19 protein-coding genes are annotated in these 19,897 nt (G+C 50.0%); 16 read left to right on the forward strand and 3 right to left on the reverse strand.

What is annotated here, in order from left to right; translation table 11 throughout:
• The first annotated feature begins 1 nt into the window (after nt 1).
• Nucleotides 2-316, forward strand: coding sequence for a DMT family transporter (locus ACFSDB_RS13620; protein WP_204890343.1), 315 nt, complete (start codon nt 2-4; stop codon nt 314-316).
• Between the two features lie 46 nt (nt 317-362).
• Here ACFSDB_RS13620 and ACFSDB_RS13625 read toward each other — a convergent pair whose 3' ends face one another.
• From ACFSDB_RS13625 to ACFSDB_RS13635, 3 genes are all read right to left on the reverse strand, one after another.
• The gene (locus ACFSDB_RS13625) at nt 363-1,451 is read right to left on the reverse strand and encodes an NAD(P)-dependent alcohol dehydrogenase (protein ID WP_204890344.1); all 1,089 of its coding nucleotides are present in this window, start codon (nt 1,449-1,451) and stop codon (nt 363-365) included.
• 528 nt (nt 1,452-1,979) lie between these two features.
• Nucleotides 1,980-2,768 (reverse strand): ATP-grasp domain-containing protein, encoded by a 789-nt coding sequence (locus tag ACFSDB_RS13630; RefSeq protein ID WP_204890345.1) that lies wholly within the window; start codon nt 2,766-2,768, stop codon nt 1,980-1,982.
• Nucleotides 2,765-3,628, reverse strand: a complete 864-nt coding sequence (locus ACFSDB_RS13635) for an ATP-grasp domain-containing protein (RefSeq protein WP_204890346.1) — start codon at nt 3,626-3,628, stop codon at nt 2,765-2,767. The genes ACFSDB_RS13630 and ACFSDB_RS13635 overlap by 4 nt, the downstream gene beginning before the upstream one ends.
• A 72-nt stretch (nt 3,629-3,700) precedes the next feature.
• On the opposite strand from ACFSDB_RS13635, the gene ACFSDB_RS13640 reads away from it, so the two are divergent.
• The 15 genes from ACFSDB_RS13640 (at nt 3,701) to ACFSDB_RS13710 (ending at nt 19,693) form a co-directional block, all read left to right on the forward strand.
• Complete coding sequence (locus tag ACFSDB_RS13640; protein WP_204890347.1) at nt 3,701-4,894, forward strand: bifunctional folylpolyglutamate synthase/dihydrofolate synthase; 1,194 nt, start codon at nt 3,701-3,703, stop codon at nt 4,892-4,894.
• A 43-nt stretch (nt 4,895-4,937) separates the two neighbouring features.
• On the forward strand, nt 4,938-6,641 hold the full coding sequence (locus tag ACFSDB_RS13645; protein ID WP_204890348.1) for a sensor domain-containing diguanylate cyclase: 1,704 nt from the start codon (nt 4,938-4,940) through the stop codon (nt 6,639-6,641).
• Nucleotides 6,642-6,863: 222 nt separating this feature from the next.
• Nucleotides 6,864-7,439, forward strand: coding sequence for a type IV pilus modification PilV family protein (locus ACFSDB_RS13650; RefSeq protein ID WP_204890349.1), 576 nt, complete (start codon nt 6,864-6,866; stop codon nt 7,437-7,439).
• Nucleotides 7,429-7,929: a prepilin-type N-terminal cleavage/methylation domain-containing protein gene (locus tag ACFSDB_RS13655; protein ID WP_204890350.1), complete on the forward strand. Its 501-nt coding sequence runs from the start codon at nt 7,429-7,431 to the stop codon at nt 7,927-7,929. Before ACFSDB_RS13650 ends, ACFSDB_RS13655 begins: the two co-directional genes overlap by 11 nt.
• A gap of 19 nt (nt 7,930-7,948) precedes the next feature.
• The gene (locus ACFSDB_RS13660; protein WP_204890351.1) at nt 7,949-9,466 is read left to right on the forward strand and encodes a hypothetical protein; all 1,518 of its coding nucleotides are present in this window, start codon (nt 7,949-7,951) and stop codon (nt 9,464-9,466) included.
• A gap of 43 nt (nt 9,467-9,509) precedes the next feature.
• Nucleotides 9,510-10,091: a hypothetical protein gene (locus tag ACFSDB_RS13665; RefSeq protein WP_204890352.1), complete on the forward strand. Its 582-nt coding sequence runs from the start codon at nt 9,510-9,512 to the stop codon at nt 10,089-10,091.
• Between the two features lies 1 nt (nt 10,092).
• Nucleotides 10,093-11,604, forward strand: coding sequence for a VanW family protein (locus tag ACFSDB_RS13670; protein WP_204890353.1), 1,512 nt, complete (start codon nt 10,093-10,095; stop codon nt 11,602-11,604).
• 22 nt (nt 11,605-11,626) lie between these two features.
• On the forward strand, nt 11,627-13,282 hold the full coding sequence (locus ACFSDB_RS13675) for a GspE/PulE family protein (RefSeq protein ID WP_204890354.1): 1,656 nt from the start codon (nt 11,627-11,629) through the stop codon (nt 13,280-13,282).
• Nucleotides 13,283-13,285: 3 nt separating this feature from the next.
• Nucleotides 13,286-14,326, forward strand: a complete 1,041-nt coding sequence (locus tag ACFSDB_RS13680; RefSeq protein ID WP_204890355.1) for a type IV pilus twitching motility protein PilT — start codon at nt 13,286-13,288, stop codon at nt 14,324-14,326.
• 1 nt (nt 14,327) lies between these two features.
• Entirely contained in the window at nt 14,328-15,539 is a 1,212-nt protein-coding gene (locus ACFSDB_RS13685; protein WP_204890356.1) for a type II secretion system F family protein, read from the forward strand.
• Nucleotides 15,540-15,667: 128 nt separating this feature from the next.
• Nucleotides 15,668-16,150, forward strand: a complete 483-nt coding sequence (locus ACFSDB_RS13690) for a prepilin-type N-terminal cleavage/methylation domain-containing protein (RefSeq protein WP_377340350.1) — start codon at nt 15,668-15,670, stop codon at nt 16,148-16,150.
• A 24-nt stretch (nt 16,151-16,174) separates the two neighbouring features.
• A complete protein-coding gene (gene pilM, locus ACFSDB_RS13695; protein WP_204890357.1) occupies nt 16,175-17,113 on the forward strand; it encodes a type IV pilus biogenesis protein PilM in 939 nt (312 codons plus the stop codon).
• Between the two features lie 3 nt (nt 17,114-17,116).
• Nucleotides 17,117-17,917, forward strand: coding sequence for a PilN domain-containing protein (locus ACFSDB_RS13700; RefSeq protein WP_204890358.1), 801 nt, complete (start codon nt 17,117-17,119; stop codon nt 17,915-17,917).
• Nucleotides 17,914-18,873 carry a LysM peptidoglycan-binding domain-containing protein gene (locus ACFSDB_RS13705; RefSeq protein WP_204890359.1) on the forward strand — a complete coding sequence of 320 codons (960 nt, stop codon included), beginning with the start codon at nt 17,914-17,916 and terminating at the stop codon, nt 18,871-18,873. The genes ACFSDB_RS13700 and ACFSDB_RS13705 overlap by 4 nt, the downstream gene beginning before the upstream one ends.
• Before the next feature lie 64 nt (nt 18,874-18,937).
• Nucleotides 18,938-19,693, forward strand: coding sequence for a prepilin peptidase (locus ACFSDB_RS13710; protein ID WP_204890360.1), 756 nt, complete (start codon nt 18,938-18,940; stop codon nt 19,691-19,693).
• Nucleotides 19,694-19,897 lie beyond the last annotated feature (204 nt).

Here is a 19,897-nt window from a genome sequence, read left to right on the forward strand (position 1 = left end):
TATGGCTTGGGTCTATCTGATATTGGCCGGCGGGTTTGAAGTGCTGGGGGTCATCGGCATGAACCGTTCCGTCAAATACAAAACAATCAGTTCCTACGTGGTCCTTGTCAGTGGCTTTGCGGTGAGTTTCAGCTTGCTGGGGCTCGCGATGGAAACCTTGCCGATGGGCATGTCGTACGCCGTCTGGACCGGAATCGGCACGGTCGGCGGGACGCTCGTCGGCATGTTCATGTACGGCGAATCAAAAGACTGGAAGCGGATCTTATTTATCGCCATGATCCTCGCCTCCGTCGTCGGCTTGAAACTGACTTCGTAATCAAACACAAAAGCGCTCCCGAAACCCTCGGGAGCGCTTTTTCCGTTTAGCCGATCTTGACGATCGGTTTGATGGTGGAGCCGTTTTTCGAATCCTCGAAGGCATCGTTAATCGCTTCGAAGTCGTACACTTTCACCAGCTTGTCGAACGGGAACAGGCCGCGCTTGTAATAAGCCACGAGCTGGGGGATGAACACTTGCGGGACCGAGTCGCCTTCGATGACGCCCATCACCGTTTTGCCTTCAGCCATGATGTCGTTATGGACATCGAACGTGATCTCCGGCGTCACGCCGACAATCGCACACGACCCGAGCGGACGCAGCGCATGGATGGCCTGCTTCACAACGGGCGGGACGCCCGTCGTCTCCACCGCATAATGGGTGCCGCCGTTCGAGATCTTTTTGATTTCCTCGACGACGTCGACGTTCTTGCCATTCAAGGTATGCGTCGCCCCGAGCTCTTTCGCAAGCTCCAGGCGGTTGTCGTGGATGTCGACCGCGATGATATTGAGGCAGCCCGCAATCTTTGCCGCCATGACCGCTCTCAGACCGACTGCGCCGCTGCCGTAAATGGCAATCGAAGACCCGAATTCCGGTTTGAAGCGGTTGAGCACCGTCCCGGCGCCGGTCTGGATGCCGCAGCCCAGTGGGCCAAGGAGCGCCAAGTCCACTTCGCGGTCGACTTTGACGACGTTGCGTTCGTTGGTCACCGCAAATGTCCCGAACGAAGACTGGCCGAAGAACGTCGAGACATTCTGCCCGTCCTGGTGGATGCGGTGGGTGCCGTCCTGCATCTTGCCGCCGAAATTCAAGTCGTTGAAGTTCAAACAGACGGTCGGATGGCCCGTCAGGCAGTTTTCGCAATGCCCGCAATAAGCGAACGACAGCACGACGTGGTCGCCCGACTCGATCGTCGTCACCGCCGAGCCGACTTTCTGCACGATGCCGGACCCTTCATGGCCAAGCACCGCCGGGAACGGCGACAAGCCCAAATCCCGTGCAACCGCGTCCGTATGGCAGACGCCCGACGCCACAATCTTCACCAGCACCTCATGTGCTTTCGGTTCACCCAATTCTACTTCCTCGAATTTGAACTCTTCTCCAATGCCGTGAGTCACGGCTGCTTGTATTTTCATGAAAACCCTCCTAAGATTTTGATTCTTTTAACCAATTACCCGATTATGCCGGGATTATTCTATAGAAGGAATAAAACCTTTCGAGCCAGCCAGTTTTTCATTGTAGGAACTTCAATTAGATTTCATCAATCCTCTTGGCCCGTTAATCGACACTATCCGAGATTTAATCGACACTTTTAGCATTTTAATCGACACTAATTAAAATTTAATCGACACTATCCAAGATTTAATCGACACTCCGCCAGATGACCTCCCGCACAAAACAAAAAAGCCCGCCACAGGGGCGGACCGGGAAAACAGTGGAGCGGAAAATTAAATGAGTTTGGCAATAATAACCCTTGGATTGCAACGCAGTACCCTCCAAAAGTTCGTTCATGCATCATATCCATTTCTTCAGGCATTTACTTTATTCCTACATGAAAAAAATCAATTTATACATGAATTATTCTGCTCTTAACATGAACTTTTCCCTTTTCTATATGAAGTCCCATGTGCAAAAAAGGCCCGCCCCAAGGCAGACCGATAAACTCACTCTTTCACCCGAAACGGCCGTTCCTTTTCGAGGTCTTTCAAATATTCCACCAAGAGCTCCGCGATGTTTTCGTCGTGCGTCTCGTAGAACGACCGCGCGCCAACCGGATCCTCAATTTCGTTAAACAAGTGCCGTCCGTCCGGCAGAAGCAGGAAATCAACGCCGATGTAATCGCTCTTGAGTGCCCGGGAGATTTCCAGCACGCCCTGTTTTTGCTCTGCATCAAGCTTGAATTTCTCGACCGAGCCGCCGAGCGAGTAGTTCGCTTTGAACGAGCCGACAGGCGTGCGTTTTACAGCGCCGACGACTTCGTTGCCGATGACATACGCGCGTACATCGGCGGTATGCTCGATGACCGGCTGGAAGATGTAGCCCGAAAGGTCTTCCGGCAAATCGTCGGGAGAATTCACCACCGCGACGTCCGAGCCGCCATATCCGTCGACTTTCTTCATGATGCACGGGTAAGCGCTCGGCTGCGTGTACGTCGGGATGACGGGCAGTCCCATGACCGCGAGCAGCTGGAAACTATGCGCTTTGTCGTTGGCAATGCGGTTGACTTCCGCGCGGTTGACGAGGTAGGCGCCGCTGTCTTCCAATAGCCGTGCCGCTTCAGGGCGCCGTACCCGGTACAGCACCATTTTGCCGGAAAGCTGCAAGGCGAGCTCGACTTGGCCGGACTTTGACCAATCGTCCCAAACAAGCAGGTCGAAGTCGCCGAAGCGCTGCAATTCTTCAATAAACCCGGCGTTGCGGATCGAATCTTCCGTTTCATACAATAGGATCATCGTAAGTCCTCCAGTATATATGAGATCATCGCATCTGCGACGTTGATGCCGGTGACGTTCAGGATGTTGCGGATATGGGCGGCGGCGTTCACTTCGCACACGAGCGGCGCTTCGTCCTTATCAAACAGGAGATCGACGCCGGCGAACACCGCGCCGACCGACTCGGCCGCTGCAAGTGCGAGATCTGCCTGCGCATCGGTCAATTCGACCGGGGAAGCGGTGCCGCCGTTGGTGATGTTCGCCCGGAAGTCGGTTTCCGAATAGCGGTACATCGCCGCGACGATCTTGCCGCCGACGATGTTGACGCGGATGTCGCGCCCGCGGCTCGATTCGACGAATTCCTGGAACACGAAATCGATGCCGCGGAGCGACTCCACTTTTTCGTAGAATGCGACTTCATTTTCGATCAGGTACACTTTCATGCCGAACGAGCCGTGGCCTTCCTTGATGATCATCGGGAAGCCGAGTTCGCCAATCACACGCTCGAAATAGCCGGAATCCAGGATCGAGAAGTTCGGGTAGACTTTCGGCGCGACGATTGTCTTCGGCATCGGCAGGCCGGACGCCGCAAGCCGGATGTATTGCGTGGCTTTATTGTCGCACAGGTCGATGATTGCCGGGTCGTTATAGACGGGCACGCCGCGGCTTTTCAGGAAATAGCCGAGGAGGATGTCCTTGTCGAGCAGCACCGCGAAGTCGGGCAGGGCGGCGGCAGCCGACAGGTCCATCATCACGTCGTAATTTTTCAGGATGCGCACGGACACGCCAGCGCGCTCGGCCGCTTCCGCAACGAGGTGCGCCTGGTCCGCGAATTTATCGGAAACCAAGCTGCCGTTATAAATAACCCAACAAGTTGTCATTTCTACTCCACCTTCATGATATAATAAGTCTCAAAAAAGTGTATCACGTTTCACGCAGAAAGAAGGCCTAAAATGATAAACGGACTCGATGAATACAAAAAGAAATGGCAGATCCAGACCGATTCGGCAATCAAACCCGGACTCGAAGCGATCGAATCTGCCTTGGCCGAACTGGACCATCCCGAAACCAAAGGAACATACATACATATCGCCGGCACAAACGGCAAAGGCTCGACGTCCGCATTTCTGGCAAACATCCTGAAAGCGCACGGCCATTCGGTCGGCAACTTCTACTCGCCAGCAATCCTGGACCTGCACGACCAGATCCAGCTCGACGGTATCGCGGCGACACCGCAGCAAATGGACCGCGCAATGGAGCGGCTCGCCCGTGTCCGAACATCGCTCACCGATTTCGAATTGCTGACGGCGGCGGCATTCCTCATCTTCGAAGAAGCGGCACCGGACTTCACGATCATCGAAGCGGGGATGGGCGGGCGCTTTGACAGCACAAATGTCATCGACCCGGAAATCGCCATCATCCCCTCGGTTTCGCTTGAACATACGGTTTTCCTCGGAGATACACTGGAAAAAATTGCTTTCCATAAAGCAGGAATTATAAAAAAGTGGAAACCAATCATCGTCGGGCAGTTGCCGGCGGAAGCGCTCTATATTATAGAAGAAACTGCAAAATCGCTCCATGCCGACCTCATCCAGCCGGCGGAGCCGCTCGCGCTCCCGCTCAAGCAGAAAGGGAAGCACCAGCTATGGAATGCCCGCCTCGCATATGAAGCGGCAAAGGAACTGCTCGGTTTTTCATTCGATCCTGCCAAAGCGGAAATGGCGCTCGTCGAAACGACTGTCCCGTTCCGCTTCCAGGAGCTGTACCCCGACGTCATCCTCGACGGCGCCCATAACGAAGCGAGCATCCGCGCGCTTGTCGATACGGTGAAGAAAACCTACCCGGACCGGGAAATCCATATCGTCATGGGCCTGATGAAAGACAAGGACTACCAGGCGATCCTTCGCCTTTTGGAAGAAATCAGCGAGCATTTTACGTTCGTCGAATTTGGATATGAAAAGGAAATATCTTCTAAAATTTTATTTTCACAAAATAGAAGTAAAATAAAGACAATTAAAACATTATATGATATATTACCTGTACCAAACAAAAAAGAAGTGACAATAGTCACGGGTTCTCTGTATTTCCTGTCCGCTTTGAAGAATCAGGATTTCCACATGCTCCAAAACTTCAAAAACCAACCTTGACCGACACCATTTGAGAAAAACACATAAAGAGGGAGAAGATGGCATGCAACAGATAAATAAGCGAAGCATGGTCCTTTGGTTTCTTTGGGCAGCAATCGTCCCAGCCGGTTTGTATTTGACCTATCAGTTCTACCCGCCTCCCGAGATGGATGCCTGGAACGTCCTGGCCTTCACGGTGCTGGCCATCCTGACTTCGCTGATGCCGCTCAACATCAACGGCACGCCGATGTACCTCGTTCAATGCGTGACGATTGCGCTGTTTCTGAAATACGGCATTTTCGCTGAAGTGCTGCTGTCCCAGCTGACCGTGCTGGTGCTCCTGTTCAGAAGCCGCAGTTCCGCACCGCGCTCGCAGCGCCTGCCGTTCAACTCGCTGATGTTCTTTGTCGTCTCGATCATCGCGGGTGTCACGTACATGAAACTCGGCGGGGAAATCGGCTCGCTCGATTTGGTCCACGTCATCGCATTCGGCATGATTTATGAAATTGTCTCCATCGGGGCCAACCATCTCTTCCTGTACCTGGACGACGCCATCATGGGCAACGACAAATCGTTCTTCTCGCTCGATACCATCTGGGATTTTGCCATCACGCTGCTCGTCTTCCCGTATGCCATCACGCTTTACATCACAGAAGCCTATATTGGCTGGGCCGCGCTGCTCCTGCTCGGCATCCCGTTCCTCATGGTCGCCGGGCTCCTGCAGATGTACAGCAGCTCCGAGAAAGTCAATATCGACCTGAAGAAGGCAGGGGAGATCGGCCATCAATTGGCCGCTCGCCTGTCGACCGACGAAGTGCTCGATCAATTCGTTATCCAAGTATCCGATCTGCTCAAAAGCGATTACGCCTACGTCATCGATTACCGCGACAGCCAGCTGCAGATGCTGCGCATGTATGAAGACAACCGCTTTGTCGACCTGAACGTTCCGGCGGTCCGGTACAATAAAGGCATCGGCGGCAACGTCGTCGTCACCGGCACTTCGGTCATCTACAACAAGAAGAAGGAATGGGCGGACATCGCAAGCGGCTATATCCCGGACGACGCCGAAAGCATCATGTGCACGCCTGTCGCCCGGAACAATAAAATCGAAGGCGTGCTATTGATCGCCTCGCGCAAGAAATATGCCTACGTCGACCACCAGCTCCAGATCCTCGACATCCTGAGCACATATTTCGCCGTATCGCTTGAGAAAGCGGGCTACGTGCAAAAAGCGATTGCGAAAAGCGAGCGCTGCGGCTTGACCGGGCTTTACAATTACCGCTATCTTGACGAACTGCTCGAGAAGACGATGAACCGCGTGAAGCGCGGCGACCTGAAGAACCTGTCACTCGTCATGATGGACATCGACCATTTCAAGAGCATCAACGATACGTACGGCCACCAAAGCGGCAACGACATTCTGATTGAGCTGGCCCGCATTCTCGAAGCCGAAGTCGGCAACGAGGGAACCGTCGCCCGATACGGCGGCGAAGAATTCGTCATCCTCTTCCCGAATTATGGCAAAGACTTGACGATGCTGTTCGCAGAAGCGCTCCGCAAGAAAATCGAGAAGCATGACTTTATGATCAAGAATGATTTAGGCACGGAACGCATGGCCATGGCTGTGCACATCACGCTCAGCATCGGTGTCTCCACCGCGCCGGATGACAGCGACGAGCCGAACGCCCTGATCCGCAACGCCGACCGCGCACTTTACATTGGCGCCAAGCAAGCTGGGCGCAATAAAGTAGCAGCATACGCAAAATAAGACTATGAAACGGGAGCTGTCCCATTTTCATAGTCTTTTTTCCTATTAAAAGTGTTACTATTGTTAAAAATAATAGTAAAAAGAATACATTTTCCTGTAATAAAACAGTGCAAGATTCTAAATATAATGTAATAATAAGCATATGATGAGATTAGAGAGAAAGAATGTTTTAAAAGGAAGAAAACGGTATATATGGGGATGCTGAAGAACGGGAGGATGGGAATGAAATCTCTTAAGAATGAAAAAGGGTTGACGCTTGTGGAAGTACTGGCGGCGCTGGTCATACTTGGCATCGTCTTTGTGGGCATCATGACCATTTTCCCGCAGATGACGCTTTTCAATGCGAAGACGGAAGCGAAACTCGACACCATGAACTTGGCAAGGGAAGAAATGGCCAATATCGTTGCGGCTAACAAATGGCAGAAGGTGCTGGTCCCGAGTGCAGTGACTCCAGATACCGGATTGCCAGATTATTTATCGGAAACGAAAATGAACGATGAAATGGCATTGGTGGGTTATAACCTAGTTTCCCGGACTGCCACAATGGCGACGTACCGAAAAGAAACGGATTACCGCTATGAAGCGGACATCTACCTGAACTGCGAGACATACCTAAATCCCGCAGTTATCGGAACCCCGCCGGCGGCTGGCATGTGCGCGAAGCTAGAACCGATCAAGCTTTACCGGACCCATTTGAAAGTCTTTAAAGAAAACGATATTTCGCCTGGGACTTATCAGCTCAGCAGCGAAACTTTTTCATTCCTTTCATACGAGGCGGTTGAACCAATTGGACCTTAAAAACTGGAACTTTAAATCAGTTATCAATCAAAAAGGTATTTCGCTTGTAGAAGTGCTTGCTGCTCTTGCTCTCGTAGCAACGATTGCCGCTCTCGCCTGGTCGGCTTTGTCTATCGGATTCAAGCACACCGCTGTGGAAACCGAGAAGACCAAACTCCAGCAAAGTGCGAACTTGATCATGTCGACCTTGACAAACGAACACCGCAGAAGCGAAAAATATTCCCTTCTATTTGAAGGGAATCAACTGAAAATAAACTCTTGCGATAAAACAGGAGCGTGCTCGGTAACAACGATCGATCAGACCTATGATTATACGGGAACAGTCGTCAATACCACGGTCGTTGACTCGCACGACAGTGTAGTTGATGAAGTGCTGGACCTGAAGCCGAAAGCTGCGCATACAAAAATCACCTTGGTTCTTACAGACTTAAACAATCCTAATAATAAAGTTACCCTTGATACAAAATTAACCAGGATTATAACTCAGTAGAATCGGAGGAGATTATGAGATGAAGCAGCTAAAAAACCAGCAAGGCTATGCGCTATTAATAGTATTGTTAATTATTGTGCTCTTTTTAAGCATATCAGCTACTTTTATGGCAGGCTCACTAAGCAACGCAAAGCAGGAAAAAACGGTCGATACCACAAACCAGTCGGTAGCATCGGCGGAAATGGGTGTCCGTTATTATACAGCCGATTTCAAACGTGAATTAGAACTGATCAAATTGGATGTGTCAGCAGAAACTCAATTGCGTATCAATGACCTGATTGCTTGCATCCAGCCGCCTCGCGAAACACGTTGCGACAGCGATGCGAAAATTGATATTATCGAAGATCAAATTGATGAAGACATGCGTGCGCTCTATATCCAAAAGATTTTAGCTAAAGTGAATGAGCTTAACGCACTCGCTGCAGGAACGCCTGTCCAGCCATTCACGGCAGAACAAATTTCCTACGCCGTCTCCTCAGCAGCTGGAGCGACGGTCGATTCGACTGGAACCGTAACTACCGATCCGGATGCTGTCAAGAAAATCAAAGTCGATTTAGTAACTGCCGGAACTTCTGAGGCGATTTCAAAAGAACTTAAGGCGCTGTTCAATATCCAAGTACCGGATACGTTCCTAAATCCGAGTGAAGCACTCACAATCGAAACTGTCATCAATACAACTAAACCTAATGTGACTTATACCGATATCTTTGATGCTGCAGAACCGACCATTTCTTGTACTGCATTGCTCGCAGATTTAACTAAAGAATTGAAAGAGGGAGAAAAGCGCCCGTCTCCAATTTATGAATGCAAGTTAGCAGAAGGAGAAACACTGACTGCTATTATTAGTTTGCTTAAAAGCAAAGGTTTTTCCCCAACTGACTTTAAAGTATTTACAGATGACTTCGCAAAAAATGTTTGTCCAAAATCTTGTAATATTTTAGATTTGGAAGGTATTAATTTATCGGTAGATACAATAGATGAAAATGCTTTTAACAATATGAATAATCTTATAAACGCAAATATCATTGTAAATGGCGTTCTGGCTTCTGGAAATAATTTAATTAACTTAGGAAAAAATGATTCTAGACAGATAATTATTGTTAAGGAATTGGACGTTGGAAGTAATATCCAAAATTTGTACTACACGAATCTTTTGGTCTTAGGAGATTCTGATGCAACCGAAAAAGACTCTAAATTGCAGTGGGGTTCAAATTTTGAAGTGGATAACTACTCAAAATTATGTATCGATATAGACCAAATTCTACCTGAAGACCTTAAACGCCTTTCAGAAGAGATAAAATTCACAAATAGTGGTTCTCTTATTTATTATTCTAGATACGCACCAGATTTCTTTTTAAAAGATAATAAAGGGTTTAATGATACAGCTCGTACAACTCAATTCGTAAAAAGGTCGCCAGATTACACGACTTTTTTAGCTGCTTGTGATGTGAAATTGTCCCAGACAATTATCGATACAACTGAAGTGGCAGTGCCGAACGTACTCGAACCGGATTTTGATTTTGAAGTGGAGTACTAAGCAATAAGAAATTCGGTTACACCAACATATTGGAGGTTACGTTTTGATACGTTTTCTATTTTTACTCATCATAGCTGCAATTGTCCTGGCGCTCGCATTCTTCCAGTTTAAAAGCATACCGTTGGGGAAAAAGATGACCGTCGCAGGAGGGGGTTTGGCCGCTGCTGCTGTCGGCATCACGCTGCAAAGCGGATTCGCCTGGTATTTGACGATTCTCGCAATTGTCGCAGTGTCGCTCGCAGCCGCCATGGTTTACATGAAGTTTGACGAGCGGGAAGAACTTGAGAAAAAACGCGAGGCAGAGGAACGGAAAGAACGCCGCCAAGCGGAAGTGAAGAAATTGGCTCAAAAAGCTGAACCGCAGAAAATCGCGACAACTGCGTCAACAGAGAATAAAATCGATATTGAAAAAGCTCCACCAATGGAGCCTGAACGAATTGCGGAACCGGAAACGATTTCTGTCCGTGAGACCGTCGAGGAACGGGAAACCGTTCCGGCCAGCCGGACAACTATGCAACCTGAAAAAATCCAAGTAAGAGAAACGATCAAAGTGCCTGACGATGAAGAAATGCCGAAAGAGCCTTACGGCATGCAATCGATTCAGCCTGTCGGTAAGGAGCGGTAAGATGGACAACAAAGCATTCGGAATTACGTTTTCTTCTATATTAGCGTCAGGCGTGGTGTTCTTCGGAGCGGCCAACGCGGGCGCTTTTGCCGTAGACACGTGGCTGTTCCCGACCGAAGAATTCGGGGACAACACGTATATCGGCACGACGGACGTCTCGAACATGGAACTCGCAGATGCGAAGCTCTTGTTTGGAGGCCAGGTCGAATCATGGCGCCAAGGGGCAGAACTTATGGTTACCTATCAGGACGTCACTGCGCCGTATCCATTGGACTCGGCCCAGATCCTGCTTGATGAAACAGTGGCGAGCGCAGAAGATGGCACACAGAATCAATTCGTCTACGATTTGCCCACAGCTACAACAGCGAAATTCCTAGCGGAGCAATTTCCGGTTGCGGCATTTTCGGATGCCGATGTGGAGACTATCAACACAAAACTGGAAGCAGCTTTGGCTTCAGGCCAGAAGCAGTCCCGGGTGACAATCAGCGATGATACACTTGCCCTCCAGCAAGAAACAGTTTCAGAAGCAGCATTCACGCACAGCATCGAAAGCAAGGATGCGTTCGTCATTGCCGAAGCGTTGAACGGTTTTGTGTTGGAGCCGGGCGCTACCTTCTCGTTCCTGGATTTCCTTGCAAATGTAGAACTGTCCAATATAACGGATGCTGAACTATCGCAGATGGCGTCTGCTATTTACTCAGCTGTCCTAAAGACGAATCTTCTAGTGGATGAACGCAGCATCGGTGCAACAGCGCCGACTTCCATTCCAATCGGACACGAAGCGGCGATCAACCGCCAGCTTGGCGTCGATTTTGTCTTCACAAACCCGAACGCTAGCTCGTTCACGCTAGGTATGTCGCTCGACAGCTCAACGATCGGCGCTGCCCTGAACGGCTATCCGCTCGTCTATGATTACCAAATTACGACGGGCAAGGAAGATAAAGTGAAACCGCGTTTAATCAAACAATACAGCGCGTTTGTGACATCCGGCAAAGTGGTCGAAGAGACCGGACGCAATGGCCTCCGATTGAATGTTATCCGAACGATCACAGCTGACGGGCAGGAAATGGAAGTCGAAACAGTTTCGACCGACTTTTATCCGCCGGTCCATATTGTTGAAGTGTACCCGCTGACTGTTAAAGCAGAAGCGCCGGCAACCGGAACAGCACCGAAACCGGGAGAACCCGGTTTTGTGGATGCGAACGGCGACGGAGTTCATGATGATACGTCAGACGGTACAACGACAACGCCACAGCCAGGACAGCCTGGATTCATCGACCAAAACGGCGACGGCGTCCATGACGGTACTCCGGTGACGCCGCAGCCAGGGCAACCTGGATTTATCGATTTGGACGGTGACGGACAGCATGACGGCACGACGACAACGCCGCAGCCAGGCTGGCCGGGCTATACCGATATCGATGGTGACGGCGTGCACGATGGAAATACGGATGAGGACGATGAAGAAAAAGATCCGGCTTATGATAAAGGCGGCAACAGCATCAATCCTTAACCGGTTTTGAGGGGGGAAAGTTTTGGCAAGAACTCGGAAAAGACTAGGTGACATTTTAATAGAGATGGGTCTCATCACTGAAGCAGACCTGCAGGGCACGCTTGACGCGAAGCAGTCCGACCAGAAATTGGGAGACGCGCTGCTTCAGCGCGGGCTCATTACCGAACAGCAATTGATCGAAACACTTGAAGTCCAGCTGGGCATCCCGCATGTCTCGCTGTTTCGCTATCCATTTGACCCGAAATTGTTCAATGTGGTGCCGAAAGATTTCGCGAAACGGAAATCTCTCGTGCCGCTGAAAACGGAAGGCGACAAGCTATTCATCGCGATGACCGATCCGACGGACTTTTTCACAATCGATGATCTTCGTTTGACGACGGGTTTCCAAATAGAACCGGCGATTGCGTCAAAAGAAGACATCATGAAGACAATCGCGAAATACTATGAAGAAGAATCGTACGATGAAATGATGGAAGATTTGCCGCAGATGGACGAGCAGCAGGAAGACCTGAACGACCTTGACGCGCCGATCGTGCGCCTCGTCAATCAGATTCTCTCCACTGCCGTAAGCCTGAAAGCGAGCGATGTGCATTTCGATCCGCAGGAGAATAAAATCTTGGTGCGCTACCGCATCGACGGTACGCTTCGTACGGAGCGCACGCTGCCGAAGAACATGCAGCAAATGGTCACCGCGCGCATCAAGATCTTGGCGAACCTTGACATCACCGAGAACCGGGTACCACAGGATGGGCGTATAAAGACGAACGTCGACTTCCGGGCGATTGACCTCCGGGTATCGTCACTGCCGACAGTATTCGGCGAAAAAATCGTTATGCGGATTCTCGACTTAAGCAATAACTTGACCGATATTTCAAAACTTGGCTTCAACGAAACGAACATGGAACGGTTCATGCAGGAAATCGACAAGCCGAACGGCATCGTCCTGATTTCCGGCCCGACCGGATCGGGTAAGTCGTCGACGCTTTACGCGGCACTCAATAAACTCAATAGCGAAGAAGTCAATATCATCACAGTTGAAGACCCGGTCGAGTACCAACTCGAAGGCATCAATCAGATCCAAGTGAACTCGAACGTCGGCTTGACGTTCGCCGCCGGTCTGCGTTCCATCCTTCGCCAGGATCCGGATATCGTCATGGTGGGGGAGATCCGCGACAAAGAAACCGCGGAAATCTCGATTCGCGCTTCACTCACTGGCCACTTGGTGTTGAGCACGATCCACACGAACGATTCGATCGCTTCCATAACCCGCTTAATGGATATGGGCATCGAGCCATTCTTGGTGACGGCATCGCTAAACGCGGTTGTTGCCCAGCGTTTGATCCGCCGGGTCTGCCGTGACTGCCGCGAACTCCAGCCGGCAAGCTCGCGTGAAAAACACATCTTTGAAAAACGCGGCATCACAGTCGACTTTGTGGCGCGCGGCAAAGGCTGCTCTCAATGCAATATGACCGGCTACCGCGGCCGGATGGCGATCCACGAAGTTCTGGTAGTCGATGAACCGATGAAAGACATCATCAATCGCGGTGGAACCGCAGCGGAAATCCGCGAAATCGCCATCAAGAACAAAACCATCTTTTTGATCGATGACGGCTTATTAAAAGTGAAGGAGGGCATGACAACGACAGAAGAAGTACTGCGCGTTGCCATGATAGATTAGCCTATGCCTACAGCTTATATTGATAAAGTACTTACTGCTGCTAAAGAATTAGGGGTTTCGGACATCCATTTGACCGTCGGCGTGCCACCGGTCTTCCGGATGCACGGAACATTAAAGCAATATGGTGAAGAAAAAATCATGCCGGATCTGACAAAAGAAATCGCCCGCGTCCTCATGCCGGAAGTGCTCTGGGAAAAATTCTTGGAAAAAGGCGAGATGGATTATTCCTACTCCATCCAAGGCGTTGCTCGTTTCCGTGTGAACTCTTTCCATCAGCGAGGGTCGATTTCTCACGCTTTCCGGATGATCCCGACAAAAGTTCCGAGCGTCGATGATCTGAATATGCCGGATACCTTGAAAAAACTATCGGAGACGCATCAAGGGTTGATTCTTGTGACTGGCCCGACCGGTTCAGGGAAATCAACGACGCTTGCTGCGATGATCCGCCATATGAACGAAACAATGACGAAACATATTATTACCTTAGAAGATCCGATCGAGTATATGCATAAGCACGGTACGTCCGTCATCGACCAGCGCGAAGTCGGTTTCGATACGCAGTCATTCGCAGATGGTCTCCGCGCAGCGCTACGTCAGGATCCCGATGTTATTCTTGTCGGTGAGATGCGAGACTTGGAGACAATTACAACTGCGATTACCGCAGCCGAAACCGGCCACTTGGTTCTCGGCACGCTCCATACATCGAGTGCCGCTTCGACCATCGAGCGGATCATCGACGTCTTCCCGCCAATCCAACAATCGCAGGTGCGCACGCAGCTCGGCGGCATCCTAAAAGCCGTCATTGCCCAGCGTCTCTTGCCGACGGTTGACGGCAAAGGACGCGTAGCCGCTACCGAAATTATGATCAACAACACCGCCATCGCCAACTTGATCCGGACGGAAAAAGTGCACCAGATTCCGAACGTCATCCTAACGAACCGGGCAGCCGGCATGCACATGATGTCGACATCCGTCCATGAATTCCTGAAAAAAGGAAAGATCTCCCGCCAAATCGCCCAGCCTTATTTAGAGGGGGAGGAATAATTTGGCCCGTTTTAAATACGAAGGACGCGACCGGAAGAAGATCCGGTCCGGCATCATGGTGGCAGGGAACCGGAGAGAAGCGATTGAAAAATTGCGAGATGAAGGTGTTCGCGTCATTGATATTCGTGAGATTCCTGCAACCGCTCTCCAAAAGGACATCACACTCGGAAATCCAGTTAAACGTGATCAGTTCATAATGTTCTTGCGTCAATTCTCAACGCTTATGCGTGCAGGAGTGACGATTGTCGACTCGGTCAAAATTTTGTCCCAGCAATCCGAATCGAAAGCATTGCGGAAGACTTTAGTTGAGATTGATGAAGAATTACGAAAAGGGAATTCGCTTTCCAATTCGCTAGCAAAGTATCCGAAGATTTTTGAACCGTTGACAATCAACTTGATTAAAGCCGGCGAGCTTTCCGGGAATATTGATGAATCACTTGATCGCTTAGCGACACATTACGACAAAGCCTATCAGACACGGCAGAAAGTCATATCGGCTATGTCCTATCCAGCAGTTGTCGGCGTCATTGCAATCGGGGTAGTCATATTCCTTTTAGCCTCGATTGTGCCGATGTTTGCGGATATGTTTGCGGGCTTTGGCGGCGAACTGCCACTAGTGACCCAATTTGTCATGGCGGCCAGTGATTTTGTGAAAGTCTATTGGTACCTTTTAGTTTTGATTGCACTTATTTTTGCCGGAGTTATATGGGTGATGCGACGAAATGAACGTGGAAAATTCATATTAGATACCTTTCTCCTGCGTATGCCAATTTTCGGGAAAATATTTAAAAAATCGGCGTTGGCGCGCTTGACCCGTACACTGAGTTCGTTGTTCTCCAGCTCGGTTCCGATACTCCAGGCGATGACGATGACTGAAAAAGTGGTCGGCAACGCCGTAATGTCGAAAGTGATTATCGCCTCCCGAGATTCACTTGAGCGGGGTGGTTCACTGACGGAGCCAATGAAAAAGCACTGGGCATTTCCACCGTTGATTCCGCATATGATATCTATTGGAGAACAAACCGGTTCACTGGATCATATGTTGTCGAAAGTTGCTGAGTTCTATGAAAAAGAAGTGGAAGCTGAAACGGACCGATTGAAAGCGTTAATAGAACCATTGATGATTGTTGTTTTAGCCGCGCTAGTAGGGACCATTATCCTAGCGATAATGATGCCGATGTTTGAAATGTTCCAAAATGTAGATAAGTTGTAGGTATAAATGATAAAAAATAAAGAAATTTTTTCAAAAATAATTGAAAAAGAGTATTGTTTAATTCAAGACTATTGCTATAATAAAGTTGTACTCAGCGTAGTACAATATAAATGAATAAGAGGGGGAAAATGGAAATGAAAAAATTCTTACAGAAGAAGTTGAAAAACGAAAAAGGGATGACGTTGATCGAGCTATTGGCAGTAATTGTTATCATTGCGATCATTGCAGCAATTGCTATTCCGGCGATTGGAAATATCATTAATAATAGTAGAGTTGGAGCCATTAAGTCTGATGCTCAAATGATAATCTCTGCTGCAGAACTATATTACACTGATAACCCTACTCAACCGGCTATCACAACTTTAACCCCGTTATTAGATGGTGGTTACCTTGACAATGCAGGTTCTTTTGAAAATTCTGGAGCTACATTCACAGGTGTTAGTAAGCCGGCAGGTGCTACAAAAGCTGCTATTTCTGGTAAGGGCGTAGTTGGAGATGTTGATATTACATTTGCAGCGGCAACACGAGCTCATATCGAAGGTTTAAGCAACAGTGCGGCAGACGGTGCTACATCTGGCGGTACTCCGGCGACAGTTACATTGAACCGTTAATATTATTTTTTAGGAGCTGAAAAAATGGCCTTATCGTTTTTATCGAAGAAAGCGCGAGTCGCGACAATTACTATAGAAGAAGACGCGATCCGTCATGTCGACTTGAAATCCGTTTCCCCAATCGAATTGAGCTGTGCGGAAGAGATCCTTTTTCCGCCCGGCATCATCGAGGACGGGAAAGTGGTCGATATGGAAGCGCTGGAATCGATGCTCGATAAGGCTGTCAATCAGTGGGGTCTCTCCAAGAAGTCAGTCCGATTCCTCGCCCCTGACGAATTTGTTATTATCCGCAAAGTACCTTACCCCGAAGATGTTGAAGCCGATGAATTAAAAGGCCATTTCTTCATTGAAATCGGTTCAACGCTTTACTTGCCATTCGAAGATCCAGTCTTTGATGTGGTGCCTTACCATACCGATACGGAAACTCCGGAAGTAATTATTATCGCTTCAAAAGAATCCGTCATCAACGATTACGAAACAGCGTTGGACCGTTCGAAAATGAAAGCGGTCGTCGCTGATATCACTCCACTTGCACTATATAGATTGGCTTATCTCCAACATGACTTCTCGGAAGAGGAGCACATTATGATGATCGACATCCAGTCGAAGAAGATGACGGTGTCGATTTTCCATGAACATTTCCCACTCTTCATGCGGCCGGTCGAGTTCGATGTCGATAATTCGATTACGGAAGATCCTGCATCGGTTATGGAAATCGTTGAAGAAGAAGCGGAGAAGCTAGCGAATTTTTACCGCTATAATATGAATGAAGGCGAATTCGGCATCACGAGAGTGATTTGCAACGGTGAATACAATGACTGGCCGAAGTTCCAAGCACGCTTGGAAGAACGTTTCTTATTGCCGGTCGCTCCGATTGTCATCGAAGATATTCCTTCTGACAGCGAGAAAAGTGTTCCGGGCCGTTTCAATCGCGCCATTGGCCTAGCGCTGAAAGAGGTGTAGCACATGCTTGTCGATATTAACTTATTGCCGCAAAAGGAGCGGGACCGTCCCGCCTCTGTCATTGCGGCCCTTTCGATTTTATTGCTCGGCGTAATAGTTTGGGGCGTTTTTGTGTTTCTTGCAAACGGCCTTGAGAAGGAACAGGCTGCACTCGCTGCTGAATCGGCACAAGTCGCTTCAGAGCAAGCACTTCTACGTGAACAGCTGGAAGCGACACAAGGCTTGAACGAAGAACAGCAGCTGAAAGTGACGGTTGACTGGGCGGAGAGCTATCAATTCGATACAGTTCCGCTGCTGGATGAGTTGGTGTCGAAATTGCCGCAGCGCGGATTTTTCGATAGCTTTGCTTATACCGGGATGGATCAAGCGACTTTAGCGGTTCAATTTGATACTGCCCGTGAATCAGCTTATTACCTTGCGCAGCTGAAAGCTTCCGAGATGCTTGAATCAGCTACACTTGATTCAGTGACCCAAGAAGAAGTTCAAATCGAAACGGTTGAAGGAGAGACGGTGATTGTCGATGAAGACGCACCGCTCCAGAACCCTCGTTATATCGCAACTTATACATTGATTTTTGTAGACGGACGAGTCCCGGCATTGACGCCGGAAGGCGAAGTGATTGCGGAACCGGTCGATCCGGCTGCCCCTCCAGCAGAAGCACCGGCTGAAGAGGTCGATGTGAATGTTGACGTGAATGAAGAAGCGCCTGCGACACCTACAACACCAGAGACGCCGGCTGCTCCTGCACCAACTGAAACACCGGCAGCGACAACTCCTGAAGGAACGGAGGGGTCAGGCCAATGAGCAGCATGACAAAACGCCAAAAAGAACGTGCACTTATATTTCTAGCGATTCTCTTTTTACTTGCAATAGCGGCGTATTCCTACTTTATGATGTATGGGCCGGCACGAGACGCTAAACTCCAGGCGGAGCAATTATTGACTTCGGAACGGGAAGTTTTGATGGCTTTAGAGGCTCAGCTGAAGGAAGTGCCGGAAGGTGAGAAAATCAGTACGAGCGAACTGCAGCAGAAAGTCGCAGTCGAACCTCTTTCTGAATTGATTGTCCTGCAGATTGAACAGGCGGAATTGATGGCCGGCGCTTTGGTGACGGATATCGCGATTGCCGAAGAAGCGGTGACGCTTCCGGTGCCTGTCGAAGGGCTTGAGAACCTCCAGCAAGTCAACACGTCCGTGACGATCGAAGTGCCGGATTACAAAGCGATCACGACGTTTATCGATGAAATCGAATCGATGAAGCGCATCATGATTGTCGAGAACATCGACTTCAGCGCGGGTGAAGAAGTGACAGCAGCGGATCAGGAAGATGAACTGCTGGATGTGACGCTCAGCTTCAGCGCTTATTACCGCCCGGACCTGATCGCGCTCGCAGACACGCTTCCGAAAGTAGACGCTCCGGCTCCAGCGGGCAAACTGAATCCACTGCCGCAAAATGACGGCACGGATTTAGCGGACGAAGAAGAAGTGGAACCGGCAGTCGGCGATGCAGATGTCGAAGTGGACGTTGAAGTGAACGTGGACGATGATTCGGTGGGCGTGGCGACGCAATCGCCGAATCCGAACGTCGCCGGTTCACATACAGCGACGACACATAAAGTGCAAAAAGGCGAAACGCTTTATACAATTGCGATCCGCTATTTCAACAACAACGAAGGCATGGAACGGATCAAAGAAGCGAACGGCTTGGAATCGGAAGTGATCCAGGTTGGCCAGACATTGGTCATTCCAGCACGGCCTTAAAAGGAGAAATCACTCAGATTTCTCCTTTTTCATTTAATAATCCATTCAAAGAGGAGAGAAGCCCATGGCACTCACATATACTGTTTTCTTTTCCATCTTCGGGCTCGTCTTCGGCTCGTTCTATAACGTCGTCGGCCTCCGTGTGCCGAAAAACGAGTCGATCGCCTATCCGCCGTCGCATTGCACGAAATGCGACCGCCGGCTGACTGCGCTCGACCTCGTCCCTGTGTTTTCGTTCCTATTCCTGAAAGGGAAATGCCGCACATGCGGCGAAAAGATTCACTGGGTTTACCCGCTCATGGAGTTCATCACCGCCGGGCTCTTCGCTCTGTCGTTCTGGAAGTTCGGCTTCACGCCGGAACTCATCGTCGCGATCCTTTTCGTGTCGCTCCTCGTCATCATCACCGTGTCGGACATCGCGTATATGCTGATTCCGGACAAGGTATTGCTGCCGATGGGAATCGTCCTTCTTGCGCTTCGCCTGTTCATCCCGCTTGACCCGTGGTGGGATGCCATCGCCGGTGCGCTCATCGGGTTCGGGCTGCTCTTGCTGATCGCCATCGTCTCCAAAGGCGGCATGGGCGGCGGCGACATCAAGCTGTTCTTCGTCATCGGACTCGTGCTCGGCGTGTCTGGCACGCTCCTGACGCTGTTCCTCGCGTCGCTCATCGGCGCCATCGCCGGCCTCTTCATGCTCCGCAAATCGGAGCAGGGCCGAAAGACGCCGGTCCCGTTCGGCCCGTCCATCGCACTCGGCGCCGTCATCACCTATTTCTGGGGAGCCGAACTGCTCGCCTGGTATATGGGGTTCTGGGGATAAATCAATAATTTAGAAACAGCTGCTTACTGCCTCCAACACTTGAGGCGGATGGCAGCTTTTTATTTTTATATAAATAGCTCTCTCACAGAAGCAGTACATGAGCGCCGCCGCGTCAGTGGGCTAGGCGGAGCTAAAAGACAGGCGGTCTCTGCCTGGCTTTTGGCGGAAGCCATGCCACAAGCGGCAAAGCGGTTATAGTAAGCA

The organism is Planococcus chinensis, from assembly GCF_042681545.1.
Lineage (GTDB): Bacteria > Bacillota > Bacilli > Bacillales_A > Planococcaceae > Planococcus > Planococcus chinensis.